Source organism: Streptomyces sp. MS191 (assembly GCF_008042125.1).
Lineage (GTDB): Bacteria > Actinomycetota > Actinomycetes > Streptomycetales > Streptomycetaceae > Streptomyces.
Genome location: NZ_RDBI01000066.1, coordinates 744,029 through 766,663 on the forward strand (window position 1 = coordinate 744,029; position 22,635 = coordinate 766,663).

The 22,635-nt window shown below is 71.9% G+C and carries 19 protein-coding genes; 10 read left to right on the forward strand and 9 right to left on the reverse strand.

Features of this window, described 5'->3' with window-relative positions; translation table 11 throughout:
• The 3 genes from EAO71_RS32055 to EAO71_RS32065 all read left to right on the forward strand — a co-directional run bounded on the left by EAO71_RS32055 (window position 1) and on the right by EAO71_RS32065 (window position 2,660).
• Window positions 1–510, forward strand: a complete 510-nt coding sequence (locus EAO71_RS32055) for a MarR family winged helix-turn-helix transcriptional regulator (protein ID WP_147981277.1) — start codon at window positions 1–3, stop codon at window positions 508–510.
• A 43-nt stretch (window positions 511–553) separates the two neighbouring features.
• Window positions 554–886: a DUF3817 domain-containing protein gene (locus tag EAO71_RS32060; RefSeq protein WP_147981278.1), complete on the forward strand. Its 333-nt coding sequence runs from the start codon at window positions 554–556 to the stop codon at window positions 884–886.
• A gap of 73 nt (window positions 887–959) precedes the next feature.
• Window positions 960–2,660 (forward strand): acyl-CoA mutase large subunit family protein, encoded by a 1,701-nt coding sequence (locus tag EAO71_RS32065; protein ID WP_147981279.1) that lies wholly within the window; start codon window positions 960–962, stop codon window positions 2,658–2,660.
• Between the two features lie 55 nt (window positions 2,661–2,715).
• On the opposite strand, the gene EAO71_RS32070 is transcribed toward EAO71_RS32065, so the two are convergent.
• Both EAO71_RS32070 and EAO71_RS32075 read right to left on the reverse strand, forming a co-directional pair.
• Window positions 2,716–3,129: a PPOX class F420-dependent oxidoreductase gene (locus EAO71_RS32070; RefSeq protein ID WP_147981280.1), complete on the reverse strand. Its 414-nt coding sequence runs from the start codon at window positions 3,127–3,129 to the stop codon at window positions 2,716–2,718.
• 110 nt (window positions 3,130–3,239) lie between these two features.
• The gene (locus EAO71_RS32075; protein ID WP_187282899.1) at window positions 3,240–3,875 is read right to left on the reverse strand and encodes a TetR/AcrR family transcriptional regulator; all 636 of its coding nucleotides are present in this window, start codon (window positions 3,873–3,875) and stop codon (window positions 3,240–3,242) included.
• 296 nt (window positions 3,876–4,171) lie between these two features.
• Here EAO71_RS32075 and EAO71_RS32080 point away from each other — a divergent pair, with 296 nt between their 5' ends.
• The 4 genes from EAO71_RS32080 (at window position 4,172) to EAO71_RS32100 (ending at window position 8,381) form a co-directional block, all read left to right on the forward strand.
• A complete protein-coding gene (locus tag EAO71_RS32080) occupies window positions 4,172–5,140 on the forward strand; it encodes a tetratricopeptide repeat protein (protein WP_147981282.1) in 969 nt (322 codons plus the stop codon).
• A 585-nt stretch (window positions 5,141–5,725) separates the two neighbouring features.
• Window positions 5,726–6,376, forward strand: coding sequence for a DUF6230 family protein (locus EAO71_RS32090; RefSeq protein WP_147981283.1), 651 nt, complete (start codon window positions 5,726–5,728; stop codon window positions 6,374–6,376).
• A 129-nt stretch (window positions 6,377–6,505) separates the two neighbouring features.
• Entirely contained in the window at window positions 6,506–7,117 is a 612-nt protein-coding gene (locus EAO71_RS32095) for a DUF6114 domain-containing protein (protein ID WP_147981284.1), read from the forward strand.
• Window positions 7,107–8,381, forward strand: a complete 1,275-nt coding sequence (locus EAO71_RS32100; protein WP_147981285.1) for a hypothetical protein — start codon at window positions 7,107–7,109, stop codon at window positions 8,379–8,381. Before EAO71_RS32095 ends, EAO71_RS32100 begins: the two co-directional genes overlap by 11 nt.
• A 125-nt stretch (window positions 8,382–8,506) precedes the next feature.
• Here EAO71_RS32100 and pyk read toward each other — a convergent pair whose 3' ends face one another.
• The 3 genes from pyk to pta form a co-directional block, all read right to left on the reverse strand.
• Entirely contained in the window at window positions 8,507–9,937 is a 1,431-nt protein-coding gene (pyk, locus tag EAO71_RS32105) for a pyruvate kinase (RefSeq protein WP_147981286.1), read from the reverse strand.
• A gap of 74 nt (window positions 9,938–10,011) precedes the next feature.
• Window positions 10,012–11,229, reverse strand: coding sequence for an acetate kinase (locus tag EAO71_RS32110; RefSeq protein ID WP_147981287.1), 1,218 nt, complete (start codon window positions 11,227–11,229; stop codon window positions 10,012–10,014).
• Window positions 11,226–13,307, reverse strand: a complete 2,082-nt coding sequence (gene pta, locus EAO71_RS32115; protein ID WP_147981288.1) for a phosphate acetyltransferase — start codon at window positions 13,305–13,307, stop codon at window positions 11,226–11,228. The genes EAO71_RS32110 and pta overlap by 4 nt, the downstream gene beginning before the upstream one ends.
• A gap of 360 nt (window positions 13,308–13,667) precedes the next feature.
• On the opposite strand from pta, the gene EAO71_RS32120 reads away from it, so the two are divergent.
• The gene (locus EAO71_RS32120) at window positions 13,668–14,693 is read left to right on the forward strand and encodes an ATP-dependent 6-phosphofructokinase (RefSeq protein ID WP_147981289.1); all 1,026 of its coding nucleotides are present in this window, start codon (window positions 13,668–13,670) and stop codon (window positions 14,691–14,693) included.
• 242 nt (window positions 14,694–14,935) lie between these two features.
• Window positions 14,936–16,081, forward strand: a complete 1,146-nt coding sequence (locus tag EAO71_RS32125) for an RICIN domain-containing protein (RefSeq protein ID WP_147981290.1) — start codon at window positions 14,936–14,938, stop codon at window positions 16,079–16,081.
• A 54-nt stretch (window positions 16,082–16,135) separates the two neighbouring features.
• On the opposite strand, the gene EAO71_RS32130 is transcribed toward EAO71_RS32125, so the two are convergent.
• The 3 genes from EAO71_RS32130 to EAO71_RS32140 form a co-directional block, all read right to left on the reverse strand.
• Entirely contained in the window at window positions 16,136–16,744 is a 609-nt protein-coding gene (locus EAO71_RS32130; protein ID WP_147981366.1) for a helix-turn-helix domain-containing protein, read from the reverse strand.
• A 298-nt stretch (window positions 16,745–17,042) separates the two neighbouring features.
• Complete coding sequence (locus EAO71_RS32135) at window positions 17,043–17,738, reverse strand: response regulator (RefSeq protein WP_147981291.1); 696 nt, start codon at window positions 17,736–17,738, stop codon at window positions 17,043–17,045.
• Entirely contained in the window at window positions 17,735–19,555 is a 1,821-nt protein-coding gene (locus EAO71_RS32140) for a sensor histidine kinase (RefSeq protein ID WP_187282900.1), read from the reverse strand. Before EAO71_RS32140 ends, EAO71_RS32135 begins: the two co-directional genes overlap by 4 nt.
• 201 nt (window positions 19,556–19,756) lie before the next feature.
• Here EAO71_RS32140 and EAO71_RS32145 point away from each other — a divergent pair, with 201 nt between their 5' ends.
• Entirely contained in the window at window positions 19,757–21,127 is a 1,371-nt protein-coding gene (locus EAO71_RS32145) for a cation:dicarboxylate symporter family transporter (protein ID WP_147981292.1), read from the forward strand.
• Window positions 21,128–21,233: 106 nt separating this feature from the next.
• Here EAO71_RS32145 and EAO71_RS32150 read toward each other — a convergent pair whose 3' ends face one another.
• Complete coding sequence (locus EAO71_RS32150) at window positions 21,234–22,625, reverse strand: glycoside hydrolase family 16 protein (protein WP_147981293.1); 1,392 nt, start codon at window positions 22,623–22,625, stop codon at window positions 21,234–21,236.
• Window positions 22,626–22,635 lie beyond the last annotated feature (10 nt).

The following is a 22,635-nucleotide window of genomic DNA, read 5'->3' on the forward strand; positions in this document are numbered from 1 at the left end:
GTGCCGAAGCCGCTCAGTCTCCCGTTCGACCCCATCGCCCGCGCCGACGAACTCTGGCAGAAGCGCTGGGGTCCGGTGCCGTCGATGGCCGCGATCACCTCGATCATGCGGGCCCACCAGATCCTCCTCGCCGAGGTCGACGCGGTCGTCAAGCCGTACGGACTGACCTTCGCGCGCTACGAGGCGCTGGTGCTCCTCACCTTCTCCAAGGCCGGCGAGCTGCCGATGTCCAAGATCGGTGAGCGGCTCATGGTCCACCCCACCTCGGTGACGAACACCGTGGACCGGCTGGTGCGGTCCGGTCTGGTCGACAAGCGGCCCAATCCCAACGACGGCCGCGGCACCCTCGCCTCCATCACGGACAAGGGCCGCGAGGTGGTCGAGGCGGCCACCCGCGACCTGATGGGGATGGACTTCGGGCTCGGGGTCTACGACGCCGAGGAGTGCGCCGAGATCTTCGCGATGCTGCGCCCGCTGCGCGTGAACGCGCACGACTTCGACGAGGGCTGACCCGCGCGAAGATCGCCCGGAACGTGCCGTTACGCTCGACGGCATGAAATCCAGCGTGCTGACCCGCTACCGCGTCATGGCGTACGTGACCGCCGTCATGCTGCTCGTGCTGTGCACCTGCATGGTCTTCAAGTACGGGTTCGAGACGGGCGAGGACGTGACCTTCGCGGTCTCCCAGGCCCACGGCGTCCTCTACATCATCTACCTGATCTTCGCCTTCGACCTGGGCTCCAAGGCGAAGTGGCCGTTCGGCCGGCTGCTCTGGGTCCTGCTGTCGGGCACGATCCCGTTCGCCGCCTTCTTCGTCGAGCGCAAGGTCGTCCGCGACACGCTTCCGCTGGTCAGCGGCGCGCAGCCGGAGCCGGTCAAGGCCTGATCGTCCACCTCCGCACTGATGTGCGGAGGTTTGCCGTCGACATTTACTAGGACGTCCTAGTAAATTCGATGGCATGGACGCTGACGCGATCGAGGAAGGCCGCCGCCGCTGGCAGGCCCGCTACGACAAGGCCCGCAAGCGCGACGCCGACTTCACCACGCTGTCCGGTGACCCGGTCGAGCCGGTCTACGGGCCCCGGCCCGGGGACGCCTACGAGGGGTTCGAGCGCATCGGCTGGCCGGGCGAGTACCCCTTCACCCGCGGTCTGCACCCCACCGGCTACCGCGGCCGGACCTGGACCATCCGCCAGTTCGCCGGCTTCGGCAACGCCGAGCAGACCAACGAGCGGTACAAGATGATCCTGGCCGCCGGCGGCGGCGGGCTCTCGGTCGCGTTCGACATGCCGACCCTGATGGGCCGCGACTCCGACGACCCGCGCTCGCTCGGCGAGGTCGGCCACTGCGGCGTCGCCATCGACTCCGCCGCCGACATGGAGGTCCTGTTCAAGGACATCCCGCTCGGCGACGTGACCACCTCCATGACGATCTCGGGCCCCGCCGTGCCCGTCTTCTGCATGTACCTGGTCGCCGCCGAGCGCCAGGGTGTCGACCCGGCCGTGCTCAACGGCACGCTCCAGACCGACATCTTCAAGGAGTACATCGCGCAGAAGGAGTGGCTCTTCCAGCCCGAGCCGCACCTGCGCCTGATCGGCGACCTGATGGAGCACTGCGCGCAGGGCATCCCCGCGTACAAGCCGCTCTCGGTCTCCGGCTACCACATCCGCGAGGCCGGGGCGACGGCCGCGCAGGAGCTCGCCTACACCCTCGCCGACGGCTTCGGCTACGTGGAGCTCGGTCTCTCCCGCGGCCTGGACGTCGACGTCTTCGCGCCCGGTCTCTCCTTCTTCTTCGACGCGCACCTCGACTTCTTCGAGGAGATCGCCAAGTTCCGCGCCGCCCGCCGGATCTGGGCGCGCTGGATGAAGGAGGTCTACGGCGCCGAGACCGACAAGGCCCAGTGGCTCCGCTTCCACACCCAGACCGCCGGTGTGTCGCTCACCGCCCAGCAGCCGTACAACAACGTCGTGCGCACGGCCGTGGAGGCCCTCTCCGCGGTCCTCGGCGGCACGAACTCGCTGCACACCAACGCCCTCGACGAGACCCTGGCGCTCCCGAGCGCGCAGGCCGCCGAGATCGCGCTGCGCACGCAGCAGGTGCTGATGGAGGAGACGGGCGTGGCCAACGTGGCCGACCCGCTGGGCGGCTCCTGGTACGTCGAGCAGCTCACCGACCGCATCGAGGCCGACGCCGAGAAGATCTTCGACCAGATCAAGGAGCGCGGCCGGCGCGCCCACCCGGACGGGCAGCACCCGATCGGCCCGATCACGTCGGGCATCCTGCGCGGCATCGAGGACGGCTGGTTCACCGGCGAGATCGCCGAGTCCGCCTTCCAGTACCAGCAGTCCCTGGAGAAGGGCGACAAGCGGGTCGTCGGCGTCAACGTGCACCACGGCTCGGTCACCGGCGACCTGGAGATCCTGCGGGTCAGCCACGAGGTCGAGTGGGAGCAGGTCCGGGTCCTGGGCGAGCGCAAGGACCGGCGCGACGACGCCCGCGTCCGCGCCGCGCTCGACGCGATGCTGGCGGCGGCCCGGGACGGCTCGAACATGATCGGCCCGATGCTCGACGCCGTCCGCGCCGAGGCCACGCTCGGCGAGATCTGCGACGTGCTCCGCGACGAGTGGGGCATCTACACGGAGCCGCCGGGCTTCTGAGGGGTGTGCACGACGGAGGGGGCGGCCACCGCCGCTCCCTTCCGTCGTCGCACCGCTACTGCTTCGCCGCCGTGCCCAGCACCCGCTGCGGGGTGATCCGGACGGCCACGCGGACCACCTCCGGGGGCAGTTCGAGGTACTCCTGACCCGCTCCCGGTCCCTCGTAGTGCTCGGCGAGCGCCACCGCGAGCGCCCGGCCGGCGTCCTCGGTGACCGTGGCCGTGCCCCGTATCTCGGCGTAGTTCAGCGGGTCCCGGAGGTCGTACACGGTCAGGCTCACGCGCGGATCGGCCTGGATGTTGCGGACCTTGCGGCGGCCGTCCTGGGTGGAGATCAGCAGGTCGTCGCCGTCGCGGGCCACCCAGACCACCGAGGTCTGCGGGGAGCCGTCGGGGTGGACGGTGGCCAGGACCGCCGGATGGGTGTCGTCCAGAAGCGCGCGCACGGCGCCGTTCAGAGGTGTCGTCACCGCCGCGACGATAGGTGCTGTCCGGACGATCTTCCAGGGGGCGGCAGGGGGGCCTCCCGGGTGACGGGCCGCTCGCGGCCAGGGTGTTCCGCCGCGCTTCCGGGGCGCGTTCAGCCCTGGGAGGCCGCAGCGCCGAGGCCGCCCACGAGCAGCGCGCACAGCCGCTGGACCCACTGCTCGTCGACGGGTTCGGCGCTCACGAGCGCCCGGTGGACCACCGCGCCGGCGATCACGTCGAAGATCAGGTCGTCCGTGGCGTCGATCGTGGCGGGATCCCGGTCGGTGGGCAGCTCGCCCCGGGCCTGGGCCCGCTGCCGCCCCTCCAGGACCAGGCGCTTCTGCCGGTCGACGATCGAGGTGCGGATCCGCTCGCGCAGCGGCGCGTCCCGGGTGGACTCGGCCACCACCGCCATCAGGGCCGTCTTGGTCTCCGGCCGCTGGAGCAGCTCGGCGAACTGCAGCACCACGTTCTCGATGTCCGCCTGCAGGCTGCCGAGGTCGGGCAGTTCGAGTTCGTCGAAGAGCACCGCGACGGCGTCCACCACGAGCTCGTTCTTGTTGCCCCAGCGGCGGTACAGCGTGGTCTTGGCGACCCCCGCCCGGGTCGCCACGTCGCCCATCGTGAGCTTGGACCAGCCCAGGTCGACCAGGGCCGCGCGGGTCGCCTCCAGGATCGCGGCATCGGCCTCGACCGAGCGGGGGCGGCCGGGGCGGCCGGAGGTGCGGGAGCGGGTACGGCTGCACATGGAGGCGACCATACCCGCCGGTAGGTATTGCGCCAGAGGCGCGTGATGTGAGGCAGTTCACCGCCGGGAACCACCCCGGACCCCTCGCCGCGCGGCGCCTCGGACAGTTACGCTACGACCTGTAGCGAAAGGCTTGAGCGGCCCCAGCGACAACCACAGGCACCGGGTGGGGACCCGGTGCAACCGAACGGGAACCGTGTTCGTCCGTACGTCTCGCACACCGGCGGGAGGCCTGCGGGCGGCACGGTTCAGCCATGGCTTACCGGTAACGCGCGCGGAAGGGGGAGGATGTACTCATGCAGCCCAGAAACATGTCCATGAGCGGCGTCGTCGACCTCGCCGCGGTGAAGGCGGCCGGCGAGGCCAAGGCCAAGGCGGAGCAGGCGCGCGCCGAGGCCGCCCGGCACGGCGGCACCCCCGCCGTCGCCCCTTCCGCCCTGGTGATCGACGTCGACGAGGCCGGCTTCGAGCGCGACGTCCTGCAGCGCTCCGCCGAGGTTCCGGTCGTCATCGACTTCTGGGCCGAGTGGTGCGAGCCGTGCAAGCAGCTCGGCCCCCTCCTGGAGCGTCTCGCCGTCGAGTACAACGGCCGCTTCCTGCTGGCCAAGGTCGACGTCGACGCCAACCAGATGCTGATGCAGCAGTTCGGCATCCAGGGAATTCCGGCCGTTTTCGCGGTCGTGGCGGGCCAGGCCCTGCCGCTCTTCCAGGGCGCGGCGCCCGAGGCCCAGATCCGGCAGACCCTCGACCAGCTGATCCAGGTCGGCGAGGAGCGCTTCGGTCTGACCGGAATCGCCGTGGACGCGTCCGCCGAGGGCGACGCCGACGAGGCGCCGCTGCCGGCCGGCCCGTACGACGTCCTGCTCGAGGCGGCGATGTCCGCGCTCGACGCCGGTGATCTGGCGGGCGCCGTGCAGGCGTACAAGAACGTGCTCGCCGACGACCCCGCCCACCCCGAGGCCAAGCTGGGTCTGGCCCAGGCCGAGTTGCTCGCCCGGGTGCAGGACATGGACCCGCAGCTGGTGCGCAAGGAGGCGGCGGACCGGCCGGCCGACGTCACCGCGCAGATCGCCGCCGCCGACCTGGACCTGGTGGGCGGTCATGTCGAGGACGCTTTCAGCCGTCTTGTGGACGCCGTGCGCCGTACCGCCGGTGAGGACCGGGACGCGGCGCGCCTGCGCCTGCTGGAGCTCTTCGAGGTCATCGGTCCGGACGACCCCCGGGTCACGACGGCCCGTCAGGCTCTCGCGCGCGTGCTGTTCTGACCCCGTCCGTCCCTCCCGGGACGGTGCCGATTTGGCGACACAGTGACACAACGCGGCCGCGCTTTACCAAAACTTGGTAATCGCGGCCGCTGTTACTTGCAGTAAATCGAACCCGGATTTCTGTCCGTATTTCACCGGCATCCTCCTTCTATGTCGTGGGCCAAGGCCCCACCCTGTGTGGCCGCCCGACATCGCCCTGTCGTGGCGTGGTTATCCAGCCGTTACTAGCGAGTAACGAACCCCCTTGTGCCCCGGCCCGTAATGGACCACGATCGGCCACGCTCGGTCCTCCACCGCACCAAGCCCGGCAACCATCCGGGTGAGCGGCGAGGGTCCCCACCGGGCGGGCCGGCGGCACTGACGCCGGCCGTGGACAGGGGGGTTCCTGCTCTCACCGGCAGGGCCTGTCCAAGCAGGTTGCGCGCAAGGCGTGGCCAGTGGTTGTCGCTCGGGGGTGATCGCCGGTGAATCGGACGCACAGCGGCCGTTGTTCCGGCGCTTCTTCCCGAGGACGTAGCACTTCTCCCATCCCAGGACGGGCCCTGGGCCCATCCGGAGATGTACGTCCGAGAAGGAGGAATTCTCATGAAGTCCCAGGTTCGTGGCGGGACCAGATGGAAGCGGTTCGCCGTCGTCATGGTGCCGAGTGTGGCCGCGACGGCCGCGATCGGTGTCGGCCTGGCTCAGGGCGCGCTGGCCGCGTCCTTCAGCATCTCCGGCCAGGAGTTCAAGGTTAAGGCCGACAGCCTTGTCGGCAAGGACTTCGTGCAGTACGGCAGCCTCGCGTCCGGCAAGGACCTCGAGGGCAAGCCGTTCGCGGAGCCGGTCGGCGTCTCGGGCTTCTCCGAGGCGTGGATCACCAACATGTGCCAGTCCGTCGTGACGCCGAAGGTTCCGTTCATCGGCAACGTCTCGCTGGAGCTGCGCGCCGGTACGGACAACGGCGAGCCCGTCTACGCGAAGGACATCTACCTCGATGTCTCCTCGCTGAAGGCGGACGCGGAGTTCGGCAACATCGACATCGGTGTTGCGGCGGGCTCCCTGCCGAAGTCGCAGGGCAAGCCGGGCATCCAGCCGGGCACCCAGGCGAACCCGTACGGCTTCTCGCAGCGCGCCGAGACGGCGACGCTGAAGAACGTGGAGCAGAAGGCCTGGGCGACCACCGCCGGCACCTTCAAGCTTCCCGACCTGAAGCTGTCGCTGCACAAGGGCACCAAGGAGTGCTTCTCCGAGTAATCACTCGGCGAGCACCCCGCTCGGCGGGCGTGGGCCGTCGTTCGTTCCGTACGGCCCGCGCCCGTTCCCGGCCATAGCGCCACTTTCTCTACTTTTCTCAGCAACACCGCTTCCAGGGAGCTGTTTTCCATGAGCGCCGAGTCCACTGCTTCCCGCGGAGTCCCGAACGAACACCGCTTCCGCACCTGGCGGGGTACCCGGCCGTTCTGGGCCGGTCTGTTCACCATGCTGGGCGGCGTGCCGATCGCGTACCTTCCGTACGCCGACATGCGGCTCGGCAACATGACGATCGCCATGGCGACCACGGCCGGCGCCGGCGCGCTGATCATCGGTGTACTGCTGGTGACGCTCGGCCTCACCATGTGGTTCCAGCCGATCGTCCGGGTGTTCGCGGGTGTGGCCGCGATCGTGCTGGCGCTCGTCTCCATCCCGGTGTCGAACTTCGGCGGTCTCGTCTTCGGCTTCCTCTTCTCCATGGTCGGCGGCTGCCTCTCGGTCGCCTGGGCGCCGGGCGCCCCGGTGGAGGAGACCGAGCAGACCGAGGGCGGGGAAGTCCCGGGCGAGTACGGGTACGACGGTCCGCAGCAGGGCCCGGAGGGTGACGAGGGCTTCGACGCCGTCGCGCCGGTGCCGGTTCCGGAGCAGCGCGCCGGTGAGGAGCCGGGCCTCTCGGCGGGTCCCGGTGCGCAGCCGACCGAAACGACGATCGACGCCAACGGCGGGAGGAACAGTGCGGGGTGACGAAACACAGTCGTCGCAGTCGGCGACGACTGGGGACAGCGCCACTCTGGCCAGCAGGGGTCCGCGGCACGCGGCCCCGCGCAAGTCACTGCTGAACAGAATCCAGGTACCGGCGGGCAAGGCGATGGCCCTCGCGGCCATGCCGACCGCGGTGCTCGTCGGCATGGGGCTGACGCCCCGTCTCGCCCTCGCCGACGAGAAGGACATCCCGTTCGCTCCCGGTCCGTGCGTGACCCGCTCGGACGAGCCGGCGGCCGAGGAGACGACGAAGCCCGCCGAGACGCCCGAGCCGACCGCCAGCGCCTCCGCGACGGAGAAGCCCGACCCGGAGGCGACCGAGGAGAAGGAGACGCCGGCACCCGGCGCCACCCCCTCGGCCGACGCGAGCGCGCAGGCCGTCACGGAGCAGCGGCCCGCCGCACAGCAGGCGCCCGCTCCGGCGCCGACCCCGACGAAGAGCGTCAACCCGCTCGACCCGCTGGGCCTCGGCGACAAGCTCAAGGACCTCTTCGACGGACCCGACGCCACGCCGACGGGCACGCCGTCCCCGACGGCCACCACCGAGGCTCCCGAGCCGACGACGGCCCCCACGACGGCTCCGACGAAGGCTCCCGAGACGGGCACGGCACCCAAGACGCAGACCCCGGTCGACAAGACCAAGGACGCGATCAAGGACGCCGCCGACAAGGCGGGTGCCAAGGTCGAGGAGCTGCCCGAGGACGCCAAGGGCCTCGACGCCAAGAAGGACGAGGACATACCCGAGGGCGCCAAGCCGCGCTTCCCGTGCCCCGAGCCCGACCCCGAGGCGCTCGCGGCGGCCGAACTGGAGCCGGGCATCCCGCTGCTCCCGGACGAGCCGTGGAAGCTGGAGAGCTCGCTGCTCACGCTGAAGGGCCTGAAGTACCACGGCATCGTCGAGGTCAAGACGGGCAGCGGCAAGATCAAGAAGGTGCTGAAGTTCACCTCGAGCGAGGTCGACATCAAGGACCTGCACCAGTTCACGGTGCACTCGCAGGGCCGCACGGGTCACGTCCGCTCCGACAAGGGCTCGACGTCGACCATCCGCAACGGCACGGTGACCATGTACACGGAGCAGCTGAAGGGCAACCTCTTCGGTCTGATCCCGATCACCTTCAACCCGCAGACCCCGCCGCCGCTCGACGTCCCGTTCGCCTTCTTCACGAACGTGGAGGTCCTCCAGGCGGGCCAGTTCGGCGGCACCCTCAAGGTGCCCGGCCTGCGCAACACGATCGAACCGAGCTGACCGCCCCGGTCGCTCGGGACGGCGCGCCGCCCCTCGACGACGGCGCTCGCGCCGGCCCCTTTCCCATGACGAGGGCCCCCGTCCGATCCGGACGGGGGCCCTCGTCATGCCGCGTGCGGGGGGCGTCAGTCGCGCTCTCCGCCGCCCAGGTGGTGCACCCGGACCATGTTCGTGCTGCCCGGGACGCCGGGAGGCGAACCGGCGGTGATGACCATCGTGTCGCCCTCGTTGTAGCGCTGGAGCTTCAGCAGCTCGGCGTCGACCAGCTCGACCATCGCGTCGGTGGTCTGCACGAACGGCGCGAGGAAGGGCTCCACGCCCCAGCTCAGGGTGAGCTGGTTGCGGGTCGACTCCTCCGTCGTGAAGGCCAGGATCGGCTGCGACGCGCGGTAGCGCGAGAGGCGGCGGGCGGTGTCGCCGGACTGCGTGAAGGCGATCAGTGCCTGGCCGCCCAGGAAGTCCGCGATCTCGCAGGCCGCACGGGCGACCGAGCCGCCCTGCGTGCGCGGCTTCTTGCCGGGCACGAGCGGCTGCAGGCCCTTGGAGAGCAGCTCCTCCTCGGCCGCGACGACGATCTTCGACATCGTCTTCACGGTCTCGATCGGGTACGCGCCGACGGAGGACTCCGCCGAGAGCATGACCGCGTCCGCGCCGTCCAGGATCGCGTTGGCCACGTCGGAGGCCTCGGCGCGCGTGGGGCGCGAGTTGGTGATCATCGACTCCATCATCTGGGTGGCGACGATGACCGGCTTGGCGTTGCGGCGGCACATCTCCACGAGGCGCTTCTGCACCATCGGGACCTTCTCCAGCGGGTACTCCACGGCGAGGTCGCCGCGGGCCACCATGACCGCGTCGAAGGCGGCGACGACGTCCGCCATGTTCTCGACGGCCTGCGGCTTCTCCACCTTGGCGATGACGGGGACCCGGCGGCCCTCCTCGTCCATCACCCTGTGCACGTCCTTGACGTCGTTGGCGTCGCGGACGAAGGAGAGGGCGACCATGTCGCAGCCCATCCGGAGGGCGAAGCGGAGGTCCTCGACGTCCTTCTCGGACAGGGCCGGGACGTTCACCGCCGCGCCGGGCAGGTTGATGCCCTTGTGGTCGGAGATGACACCGCCCTCGACGACGATCGTCTTCACCCGCGGGCCCTCGACCTCGACGACGCGGAGTTCGACGTTGCCGTCGTTGATCAGGACCTGGTCGCCCTTGGACACGTCGCCGGGCAGGCCCTTGTACGTGGTGCCGCAGATGGACTTGTCCCCGGGGACGTCCTCGACGGTGATGGTGAACTCGTCACCGCGGACCAGCTCGACGGGACCCTCCGCGAAGGTCTCCAGACGGATCTTGGGGCCCTGGAGGTCGGCGAGCACGCCCACGGCGCGGCCGGTGTCCGCCACCGCCCTGCGGAGACGGTCGTACCGCTCCTGGTGCTCTGCCTGGGTCCCGTGGCTCATGTTGAATCGGGCCACGTTCATACCGGCCTCGATGAGAGCCTTCAGCTGCTCATACGAGTCGACGGCGGGGCCCAGCGTGCAGACGATTTTGGAACGGCGCATGAGGCGGATCCTATCGGTTTGTTTCACTGCGGAATATTCCGTCTGGTGGAATGTACAAATGGGCGCGCGGCCGCTCAGGCGTTCACTTCCTCCACCAGCGCGAAGCTCTGCCGGGCGATCTCCAGCTCCTCGTCGGTCGGCACCACGGCGACCGCCACCCGCGCGTAGGCGGGCGAGATCAGCCGGGCCTCGTCGGACCGCACCGCGTTGAGACCGGCGTCCACCGCGAGGCCCAGTTCCTCCAGGCCCGCGACGGCCGCCTCCCGCACCGGGGCCGCGTTCTCCCCGACGCCCGCCGTGAACGCCACCGCGTCCACCTTCCCCAGAACCGCGTAGTAAGCCCCGATGTACTTCTTCAGCCGGTGGATGTACACGTCGAAGGCGAGCGCCGCCCGCTCGTCGCCCTCCTCGATCCGGCGCCGGATCTCCCGCATGTCGTTGTCCCCGCAGAGCCCGACCAGCCCGCTCCGCTTGTTCAGCAGCACGTCGATCTCGTCGGTCGACATGCCGGCCACGCGCTCGAGGTGGAAGGTGACCGCCGGGTCGATGTCGCCGGAACGGGTACCCATCACCAGGCCCTCCAGCGGGGTCAGGCCCATCGAGGTGTCCACGCACCGGCCGCCCCGCACGGCGGAGGCGGAGGCCCCGTTGCCCAGGTGCAGCACGATCACGTTCACCTCCTCGGGCGCCTTGCCCAGGAGCTTCGCCGTCTCGCGCGACACGTAGGCGTGCGAGGTGCCGTGGAAGCCGTAGCGGCGGATGCGGTGGGCGTCCGCCGTCTCCACGTCGATCGCGTACCGGGCCGCGTGCTCCGGCATCGTCGTGTGGAACGCGGTGTCGAAGACGGCGACCTGCGGCAGGTCCGGGCGCAGCTCCATCGCCGTGCGGATGCCGGTCAGGTTCGCCGGGTTGTGCAGCGGGGCCACCGGCACCAGCCGCTCGATCTCGGCCAGCACCTCGTCGTCGACGACGGTCGGCTGCGTGAACCGCAGCCCGCCGTGCACCACCCGGTGGCCGATGGCGGCCAGTTCGGGGGAGTCCAGTCCGAGGCCGTCCGCGGCCAGCTCCTCGGCCACCGCCTTCAGCGCGGCCGCGTGGTCGGCGACCGGGCTCGTCCGCTCGCGCCTCTCGCCGCCCCCGCCCTGGAGCGGGGTGTGCACGAGCCGCGAGGTCTCCTCGCCGATCCGCTCCACCAGGCCGACCGCCAGCCGGGTGTGCTCGCGCATGTCCAGCAGCTGGTACTTCACCGACGAAGAACCGGAGTTGAGGACGAGGACACGGGACGCGGTCATGCGGGGAGCTCCTCACCCTGGGACTGGATGGCCGTGATGGCGACCGTGTTCACGATGTCGCTGACGAGCGCGCCGCGCGAAAGGTCGTTCACCGGCTTGCGCAGACCCTGGAGCACCGGTCCGACGGCCACCGCGCCGGCCGAACGCTGCACCGCCTTGTAGGTGTTGTTGCCGGTGTTGAGGTCCGGGAAGATCAGCACGGTCGCCTGGCCGGCCACCTCCGACTCCGGCAGCTTGGTCGCGGCGACGGAGGGCTCGACCGCCGCGTCGTACTGGATCGGTCCCTCGATGCGCAGCTCCGGACGGGACTCGCGCACCAGCTTGGTCGCCTCCCGCACCTTGTCCACGTCCGCCCCGGAGCCCGAGGTGCCGGTGGAGTACGAGAGCATCGCGATCCGCGGCTCGACGCCGAACCGCGCCGCCGTCGCCGCCGACTGCACGGCGATGTCCGCGAGCTGCTCCGCGTCCGGGTCCGGGTTGACCGCGCAGTCGCCGTAGACGAGCACCCTGTCCGCGAGGCACATGAAGAAGACCGAGGAGACGATCGACGCCTCCGGCTTCGTCTTGATGATCTCGAAGGCCGGGCGGATCGTCGCGGCCGTGGAGTGCACCGAACCGGAGACCATGCCGTCGGCCAGACCCTCCTCGACCATCAGCGTCCCGAAGTAGTTCACGTCCGCCACCACGTCGTACGCGAGCTCGACCGTGACGCCCTTGTGGGCGCGCAGCGCCGCGTACTTCTCCGCGAAGGCGTCGCGCAGCTCGGAGGTGTGCGGGTCGATCAGCTGGGTGGCCGACAGGTCGATGCCGAGGTCGGCGGCCTTCTTGCGGATGGCCTCCACGTCGCCGAGCAGCGTCAGGTCGCAGACGTCGCGGCGCAGCAGGACGTCGGCGGCGCGCAGCACCCGCTCCTCGCCGCCCTCGGGCAGCACCACCCGGCGGCGGTGCGCGCGGGCCTGCTCCAGCAGCTCGTGCTCGAACATCATCGGGGTGACCCGGCCGCTGCGGGCCACCGAGATCCGCTTGAGCAGATCGGCGGTGTCCACGTGCCGCTCGAAGAGTCCGAGCGCGGTCTCCGCCTTGCGGGGCGTGGCCGCGTTCAACTTGCCTTCGAGGGCGAACAGTTCGGCGGCGGTGGGGAAGCTGGTGCCGGCGACGGAGATCACCGGGGTGCCGGGCGCGAGCCGGGCCGCCAGGGTCAGCACCGCGTCGCTGGGCCGCTCGTTCAGGGTGAGCAGCACTCCGGCGATCGGCGGGGTGCCGGACGAGTGGGCGGCCAGCGCGCCCACGACCAGGTCGGCGCGGTCCCCGGGGGTGACGACCAGACAGCCGGGGGTCAGCGCGCTCAGGAAGTTCGGCAGCATCGCGCCGCCGAAGACGAAGTCGAGGGCGTCCCGGGCCATGCCCGCGTCGTCGCCGAGCACGACCGAGGCGCCGAGCGCGTGGGCGATCTGGGCCACGGTGGGGGCGGCCAGTGCCGGCTCGTCGGGCAGGACGTAGCAGGGGACGGGCAGCCGGCTCGCGAGGCGTTCGGCGATGACCGCGCGGTCCTCGGCGGCCACCCGGTTGACGACCATGGCGAGCACGTCGCAGCCGAGCCCGTCGTACGCCCGGTAGGCGTTGCGGGCCTCGGCCCGTACGGACTCGGCGGGCTGGCCCTTGCCGCCCACCACGGGTATGACCGAGGCGCCGAACTCGTTCGCGAGCCGGGCGTTGATGGCCAGCTCGTCGGGGAGCTGGGTGGCGGCGAAGTCGGTGCCCAGGACGAGGACGACCTCGTACTTCCGGGCCACCGCGTGGAAACGGTCGACGAGCCGGGAGACCAGCTCGTCGGTGCCCTGCTCCGCCTGGAGGGCGGACGCCTCGTGGTAGTCCATGCCGTAGACGGTCGACGCGTCCTGCGAGAGCCGGTAGCGGGCCCGCAGCAGATCGAACAGGCGGTCGGGGCCGTCGTGCACGAGGGGCCGGAACACCCCCACGCGGTCCACCTGGCGGGTCAGGAGCTCCATGACTCCCAGCTCGACGACCTGCCGGCCGTCCCCGCGGTCGATCCCGGTCACGTACACACTGCGCGTCACGCCGTGGTCTCCTGTCCCGTTTCCGTCAGCCGAGTGTTCTCAAGGCAGCTCGATAGGGTGGCAATGCCCTCTTGACAATACCTCTGGGGATGGCTAGAACGCCCGCCGGACGGAAGGTCCCGACAAGGGTCCCGCGAGGTCGGGACGAAAGGCCCGGGCGGCCGTCCCGGAGGGCCGCCCGGGCCCTCCGCGGCCCCTGTTCCGGGCCGTGCCGGACCCGCGCGGAAGCCGCCCCACGGCCCCGCCCGGGCGGGCCCGGGGCCGGACGCGCCGGGCGGTCGGGAGCGCGGGCGCCGCTCCGGGCGTGTGAGAATCGACAGGGCTCACACGTTCCGCTACCCGAGCAGGAGACACAGCACGATGCGTATCGGAGTTCTCACCGCAGGCGGCGACTGCCCTGGCCTGAACGCAGTGATCCGGTCGGTCGTCCACCGCGCGCTCACCGGTCACGGGGACGAAGTCATCGGCTTCGAGGACGGGTTCAAGGGTCTCCTCGACGGGCACTTCCGCCCGCTCGACCTCAACGCGGTGAGCGGCATCCTGGCCCGTGGCGGCACGATCCTCGGCTCCGCCCGGCTGGAGCGCAACCGGCTGGCCGAAGCCGCCGCGTCCGCGCCGGAGTTGGCCAGGGAGTACGGCATCGACGTCCTCATCCCGATCGGCGGCGAGGGCACCCTCACCGCCTCGCGGATGCTCTCCGACGCCGGCATGCCCGTCGTGGGCGTGCCGAAGACCATCGACAACGACATCTCCGCCACCGACCGCACCTTCGGTTTCGACACCGCGGTGGGTGTGGCGACCGAGGCCATAGACCGTCTCAAGACCACCGCCGAGTCCCACCAGCGGGTGATGGTCGTCGAGGTGATGGGCCGTCACGCGGGCTGGATCGCCCTGGAGTCCGGCATGGCCGGCGGCGCTCACGGCATCTGCCTGCCCGAGCGGCCCTTCCAGGTCGAGGACCTGGTCAAGATGGTCGAGGAGCGCTTCTCGCGCGGCAAGAAGTTCGCCGTCATCTGCGTCGCCGAGGGCGCCCACCCGGCGGAGGGCTCCATGGACTACCGGAAGGGCGAGATCGACCAGTTCGGTCACGAGCGCTTCCAGGGCATCGGCAACCGGCTCGCGGTCGAACTGGAGCGGCGCCTCGGCAAGGAGGCCCGGCCGGTCATCCTCGGTCACGTGCAGCGCGGCGGCACGCCCACCGCGTACGACCGGGTGCTCGCGACCCGCTTCGGCTGGCACGCGGTGGAGGCGGCGCACCGCGGCGACTTCGGCCGGATGACGGCGCTGCGCGGCACGGACGTCGTGATGGTGCCGCTCGCGGAGGCCATCACGCAGCTCAAGACGGTGCCCGCGAACCGGATGTCCGAGGCGGAGTCGGTCTTCTGACCCGGCCCGGCCGCCCCGTTCGTCGCGGGGTGTCCCGCACGCTGAAGGGCCCCGACCGTCCCCCCGTGGACGGTCGGGGCCCTTCGCCCTCCCCGTGCCCTTCCGGCCCCCGACCCGGAATTGCCGGTTTCCACTCTTGAGCCGAACAGCGCGATCAACAAGGCTTGCCCCTGTCCGGGACATGTCCCGACTCCGTCCCGGGCGCGGCCGGAGGCGGGCACGGCGAGGGCGGGGGAGTACGGATGACCGAGCGGTACCGCGGCGGGCGGCGCGCACCCGACCCGCGCGAGGCCGGCGACCCCGCGGCCTTCGTCGCACGGCTGCAGGACCTCAAGGACTGGTCCGGGCTGACCTACCGCGAGCTGACGGCCCACGCGGAGGCGCTGGGGCAGGTGCTGCCCCGCTCCACCGTGGCGAACATGCTGTCGCGCGCGACCCTGCCCCGTGAGGAGCTGCTGACGTCCTTCGTCCTGGCCTGCGGCGTGGACCCGTCGTCCCTGGAGAGCTGGCTGGTGGTCCGCAAGGAGCTGGCCGTGCGCGGGGCGTACGGCTCCGGACCCGAGGCCGCCGGCACGGTCCCCGGGCGGAGGGCGGGGCCGGCCGCAGGCGAGGACGGCGGAGGCATCGAGGACACCGGGGCCGACGCCGCCGACACCGATGACGACACCGACGACGCCGAGATCTCCGCGGACGCGGTGGCCGGGGCCGGTGACCACGCGGACGGCGCGCTCCGCTGGCCCGCTGCCCCGGAACCCGACCCCGAACCCGAGCCGCCGCGCCCCGGGGCCGGCCCCCGGGTCCGGCGCACGCTGGTCGGGCTCGTCGCCGTCACGGGACTCGTCCTCGCCGCGGTCAGCGTCGTCGTCGCGCTCGTCCGCGACGGCACCCCGGAACCGCCCCCGGGCCGGCCCCGGCCGACGGCGCCGGCCGCGGGCGACGTGCGGATCCGGGTGATCGGCTCCGACCTCTGCCTCGGCGAGCGGCGCGGGGGAAGGAGTGGCCAGGTCTTCCAGCAGGAGTGCGCGGGCGCCACGACCCCGCTCTACTCGCTGAAGGACCTCGGCGCGGACCGATGGCGGATCGTCTCCGACCACCCCGACTACGGCCCGGGCTGCTCCGGCATCCCCTCCGGGGGCCGCATCCCGGACGCCGCGCTGGAGGACTCGGAGTGCGGTGATCCGACCCGCGTCGAGCGCTTCGCGCTGGAGCCGCTCGGCACGCCGGTCCGCGGCTACCGCATCGTGCCGGTGGGCTCGGCGACCGCCGGGGTGTGCGTGACCGTGGTCGGCGACCGCACCGCTGCGTGGGCGAGGCTGGCCCAGGCCCCGTGCCGGACGGACGGGCGGGGCCAGCTCTTCAGCTTCGACCGCCGGAACACGTCCGGCTGACCCGGGACGGTCCTCGGACGGTCCTCGGACACGGCCTGATCGGCCGGACAGGACCTAGTCGCCCGTCGCGTCCCAGAAGTGCCCGACGATGCCGTCCAGGTAGGCGCGGCCCGAGTCCCCGCTGTCGCCCGAGGCGCCCCAGCTGCTCGTGGCGGCCATCCTGGCGTGGTAGTCGGTGTGCAGCCGCTGGAGCGCGGACTCCAGGACCCGCTTCGGCAGCGGCAGCATCCGCACGGCGGGCCGGACGTACGCCTGCCAGCGGGTGGTCGCCGCGTCGCGGAGCAGGGCGGCGAGGTCCTCGTCCCGGCCGGTCGCGGTCAGCAGGGCGCGCGGCCCGAGGGAGAGGGCCTCGGCGAGGGCGGCGGTCTGGCGTTCGTTGCCGCGCCAGCGTCCGCTCTCCTCCATTCTCAGATACGCGGCCGGGTCCAGACCGACCCGCCGGGCCAGGTCCTCGGGCGTGAGGGAGCGGGCCATCCGGTACTCGCGCAGGGTGGTCGCCGCGGCGAGCAGATCACCGGGCGCGCACCACAGGACTCCCGCCAGCGCGGTCATCTCCTGTGAGCTCGGGGCGAGCCGGCCGCGCTCCCACGCGACCACCGTGTCGGGGGTGACGAGGAGCCCGTACTGGGCCCGCAGGCCGTAGGCGACATGGCCCGGGGCCATGCCGAGGCCCTCGCGCAGACGGCGCGCGGCGACGGTGTCGAACGGGGGAGAGGGCTGGGACTGGGGTTGGTGCACGGCGTCACAGTAGAAGCGGAACGTCACGGATGGCTACGGTGTGTTTACCCAAGGCCAAATGTCGTAGGAATGGGGGAACCGATGAGTAACCGAGGGAGACCGGTCACTCACGGTGAGTCTTCGCGCGTAGAGCGCGGATGCCGTCGACGCCGTGGTCCGCGGGCCCGTCCCGCGGGCCCGCCCCGGGGCCCGGACGGCCCGGGGAGCGGGAGCCGGCGCGCGGTCAGCGCGTGCGCCCGGCCGACGTGATCCACCGGTACTGCAGCTCCGGCCGCCCGATCTGCCCGTACTGCGGCGCCCGCGCGGCCCGGCCGTCCGTGACGAGGTGCTCCAGGTAGCGGCGCGCGGTGATCCGCGAGATGCCGACGACGTTCCCGGCCTCGGCGGCGGTCAGCCCCTCGGGGGAGTCCCGGAGCGTGCGCGTGACCGCCTCCAGCGTGGGGGCGCTGAGCCCCTTGGGGAGGGCCGCGGGCTGCGGGGTCCGCAGCGTGGCCAGCGCCCGGTCCACCTCGTCCTGCCCGGACGCCTCGCCCGCGGCGGCGCGGAACTCCGCGTACCGGGCGAGCCGGTCCCGGAGCGTGGCGAAGGTGAACGGCTTCAGCACGTACTGCACGACCCCGAGGGACACGCCTTCGCGGACGATCGCCAGGTCGCGGGCGGAGGTGACGGCGATGACGTCGGCCGAGTGCCCGGCGGCGCGCAGCGAGCGGAGCAGGTGGAGGCCGTGGCCGTCGGGGAGGTAGAGGTCGAGCAGGATCAGGTCGACCGGCCCGCGCTCCAGGAACCGCACGGCGGCCGCCCGGGAGTGCGCGACCCCGGTGACCGTGAACCCGGGCACGCGCCCGGCGTAGAGCGCGTGCGCGTCGGCGGCGACGGGGTCGTCCTCGACGACGAGGACGCGGATGGGCGTGCCGTTCATGAGGTCACCTCGGTGCGGGCGGAGCCGGCCGCCGCGGGCCCGGCGGCGCCGGATGCGGATGTGGCGTCGGGGGCGGTGCCGGGCGCGGCCGGATCGGCGGTCCGCTGTTCCACGAGGCCGGGCCTGCGGTCCAGCGGCAGCCGTACGGTGAACTCGGCGCCGCCGTCCGGGGACCCGGCCAGCGTCACCGTGCCGCCCGCGCGCGCCGTCGCCTGGCGGACCAGTGCGAGACCGAGCCCACGGCCCGGTCCGTGGGTGGACCAGCCCCGGTCGAACACCGTCTCCCGGGCCTCGTCGGCGATCCCGGGGCCGGTGTCGGCGACGCGGATCAGCAGCACGCCGTCCCCGGCCCGGGCGGTGACCGTCACCCGCGGTCCGGGACCGCCCGTGAATCCGGGGCCGGCCGCCGATCCGGGCCCGTCCTCGGCCTCCGCGTCCGCGGCCTCCTCGGCCTCCGCGTTCCCGGCCTCGGGCCTCGCCGGGCCGAACGCGGCCTCGCCCGCCGCCTCCACCGCGTTGTCGATCAGGTTGCCCAGGATCGTCACCAGGTCGCGGGACGGGATCGCGGGCGGCAGCAGGCCGTCGTCGATGCGGCTGTCCTCGGTCAGGACCAGCTCCACGCCGCGTTCGTTCGCCTGCGCCGCCTTGCCCAGCAGCAGTGCCGCCAGGACCGGCTCGCCCACCGCGTCGACCACGCGATCGGTGAGCGCCTGGGCCAGTTCCAGTTCGGCCGTGGCGAAGTCGACGGCCTCGTCCACCCGGCCCAGCTCGATCAGCGAGACCACGGTGTGCAGGCGGTTCGCCGCCTCGTGAGCCTGGGAGCGAAGGGCCTGGGTGAATCCCCGCTCCGAGGTCAACTCGCCGGACAGCGCCTGGAGTTCGGTGCGGTCTCGCAGGGTGACGACCGTTCCGCGCCGTTCGCCTCCCACCACCGGGCCGGTGCTGACCACCAGCACCCGGTCCGCCGTGAGGTGCAGTTCGTCCACCCGCGGCTCCGAGGCCAGCAGAGCCCCGGTCAGCGAGGCGGGCAGCCCCAGGTCGGCCGCCGACCTGCCCACCACGTCCGCGTCCAGGCCGAGGAGCTCCCGCGCGCCGTCGTTGATCAGCGCGATCCGGCGGCGTCCGTCCAGCATCACGAGCCCCTCGCGCACCGCGTGGAGCGCGGCCTCGTGGTAGTCGTGCATCCGGCTGAGCTCGCCCGCGTTCATGCCGTGGGTGTGCCGGCGCAGCCGCGCGTTGATGACGTACGTGCCGACGCCGCCGAGCGCCAGCGCGGCGCCCGCCATCCCCAGCAGCGCCGTGACCTGCTCCCGGACCTGCTCGCTGATCTTCTCGATCGTGATGCCCGCGCTCACCAGCGCGACGACGCGGCCCTGGTCGAGGACCGGGGCCACCGTCCGCACGGACGGGCCGAGGACGCCCAGGTGCGTCTCGGAGAACGTCCGGCCCCGCAGGGCCGGCTCGATGTGCCCGAGATACGTGCGCCCGATCTGGTCCGGCTCGGGGTGGGTCCACCGGGTCCCGTCGGGCGCCATGATCACCACGAACGTGACCCCCGAGTGGTGCCGCAGCGACTCCGCGTACGGCTGGAGCAGCGCCGTCGGGTGCCCCGAGCGGGCCGCCTCGAGCACCGCCGGGGACTCGGCCACCGCCGTCGCGGTGGCGTGGGACTGCCGGCGCGCGGTCTCCTCGGCCTGGCCCCGGTCGGTGACGTAGGCGAAGGCGGCGCAGCCGGCCACGATCGCCGCCACCAGCACGACCTGCATCGCGAAGAGCTGGCCGGCGAGGCTCCGGGGCCGGGGGAAGGGTATGCGCATGCGGGTAAGTGTGCCCGGCCGGATTCGCGCCGGGGAATCGGATCGTCCGAATCGTTCCCGGGCCGAGGCCGGGCCGTCCGTGACGGTGTCGCGGAGCAGTGCGTGAACGAAACGCACGTAACCGTGACCCGGGTCACAGGCTGATGGATAGTCGCGGGGATCCACCGGGACGTGGACACCCATCAGCACGAGGAGGACCCCGTGGCCGCACAGCGGGACCGTACCCATTACCTGTATCTGGCAGTCATCGGCGCCGTGCTGCTCGGCATCGCCGTCGGCTTCCTGGCACCGGGCGTCGCCGTCGAGCTCAAGCCGCTGGGCACCGGCTTCGTCAACCTGATCAAGATGATGATCTCGCCGATCATCTTCTGCACGATCGTGCTCGGTGTCGGCTCGGTCCGGAAGGCGGCGAAGGTCGGCGCGGTCGGCGGGCTCGCCCTCGGGTACTTCCTCGTGATGTCGACCGTGGCCCTCGCGATCGGCCTCGTCGTCGGCAACGTCCTGGAGCCGGGCTCCGGGCTGCACCTGACGAAGGAGATCGCCGAGGTCGGCTCCAAGCAGGCGGAGGGGGCGAGCGAGTCCACGGCGGACTTCCTGCTCGGGATCATCCCGAAGACGCTGGTCTCGGCCTTCACCGAGGGCGAGGTGCTGCAGACCCTGCTCGTCGCGCTGCTCGCCGGCTTCGCGCTCCAGGCGATGGGCAGGGCCGGCGAGCCGGTGCTGCGCGGGATCGGGCACATCCAGCGGCTGGTGTTCCGCATCCTCGGCATGATCATGTGGGCCGCGCCCGTCGGTGCCTTCGGCGCGATCGCCGCGGTCGTCGGCGCCACCGGGATGGACGCGCTGAAGTCGCTCGCCGTCATCATGATCGGCTTCTACGTGACCTGTGCGCTGTTCGTCTTCGTGGTCCTCGGCACGCTGCTGCGGCTGGTCGCCGGCGTCAACATCCTGAAGCTGCTGAAGTACCTGGGCCGCGAGTTCCTGCTCATCCTCTCCACCTCCTCCTCGGAGTCGGCCCTGCCGCGGCTGATCGCGAAGATGGAGCACCTGGGCGTCAGCAAGCCCGTCGTCGGCATCACCGTGCCGACCGGCTACTCGTTCAACCTGGACGGCACCGCGATCTACCTGACGATGGCCTCGCTCTTCGTCGCGGAGGCGATGGGCAACCCGCTCTCGCTCGGCGAGCAGGTCTCCCTGCTCGTCTTCATGGTGATCGCCTCGAAGGGCGCGGCGGGCGTGACCGGCGCCGGTCTGGCCACCCTCGCGGGAGGCCTGCAGTCGCACCGGCCCGAGCTGGTCGACGGCGTCGGCCTGATCGTCGGCATCGACCGCTTCATGAGCGAGGCCCGCGCCCTGACCAACTTCGCGGGCAACGCGGTCGCGACCGTCCTCGTCGGCACCTGGACCAAGGAGATCGACAAGGCCCGGGTGTCCGAGGTGCTCGCCGGCCGTGTCCCCTTCGACGAGAAGACGCTCGTCGACGACCACGCCGCCGCGGAGGTACCGGACCAGCGGGCCGACGCGGTCGAGGCGGCCGACGAGGGCGACGAGAAGGCGCGCGCCGGCGTCTGAGGATCCCGGGTCCCGGGCCTTGAGCCGGATCCGGGCCTCGGGTGGGGGAGGACCCCGGCCGCCTGCGGTTGGGGTCCTCCCTCCGTGTCGGGGTGTCGCGGACGGGTCAGGAGAAGGGGACGGTCACCAGGGACCGGTTCCCGATCCCCAGGGTGCTCGGCCCGTTGCCGATCGCGTTCCACACCTCGACCCGGACCCGGCCGTTGACCAGGTTGCCGTGCGTCCCGGTCGCCGACTTCAGACCGCGCGCCTGGGTGTAGTGCTCGTCGCCCGGCACCGGATCGGTGGCGAAGTACTGGTAGGTCTCCGTACGGTCCCAGGTGCCGTCGCCGGTGCGGTCGTAACTCACCCGCACCTGCTGGCCGTTGGCCACCACCGTGCCGGCGTCCACGAACAGGTCGAACTGCGTCGAACCGCCGTTGTACGTCCGCGTGATCGGGCCCGAGGTGAAGACCTGCGGATTGGCCGGGGTCCCGTCGTGGTTGGCTCCGCCCGCCGACGCCAGGGTCACCGTCGAGGCGGTGGTCGCGTCCCCGGCCCCGCCGCCCGGCCGCAGGTACAGCTGGGAGGAGCCGGACGGCGGGGGAGTGGTCGGGGGAGTCGTCGGCGGTGTCGTCGTACCGCCCCGGGTCCAGACCGCCACGTAGTCGACCAGCATCGGCCGGCCCGGCACGGTCGCCGCGGTCGGCGTCTTCCCGGCCAGCGCGTCGGGGAAGGCCCCGCCCATCGCGACGTTGAGCAGGATGAAGTAGCCGGCGTGGCTGGTCATGTCGGCCCAGGCGGCGGCGCCCACCCGGTTCTCGTCCACGCTGTGGAAGAGCTGGTCGTCCACGTACCAGCGCAGCGCGTTGGGCGAGACCGAGCGGTCCCACTCGAAGCGGTAGGTGTGGAAGGCCGACTGGCAGGTCGCCCCCGGGCAGGCGCGGCTGGCGCCGATGCCCGTCGTCTCGCCGCACGGGCCGCCCGGGTTCACCCCGCAGTGGAGCACGCCCCAGACGGAGTTGAGCCCGTTGACGTTCTCCATGATGTCGAACTCGCCGATGGCGGGCCAGTTCCAGTAGTTGCCCCGGTACGGTGCGCCGAGCGCCCAGAAGGCCGGCCAGTAGCCGAGGGCGGCGTCACCGGTGACGTTCGGCATCTGGACGCGGCCTTCGATGCGCAGGGTGCCGCCCTCGGGGGCCTTGAAGTCGGCCCGCTTGGTCTCGATGCGGGCGGAGGTCCAGTTGCCCGCGCCGTCCCGGAGCGGGGTGATGCGCAGGTTGCCGGTGCCGTCGAGGCGGAGGTTGTCGGGGCTGGCGGTGTAGTTCTGGATCTCTCCGGTGCCCCAGTTCCCGGGGCCGCCGGGATAGCCGTGACCGGTGTCGATCTGCCAGTCGGCGGCGTTCGGGAGGGAACGGTCGGGGCCGTCGAAGTCGTCGCTCCAGCGGAGCGACCAGCCGGGGGCGAGCCGTCCCGAGACGGTGCGGGATTCGGCCGCGGCGGCCGAACTCGTTCTCACGGAGCAGGAG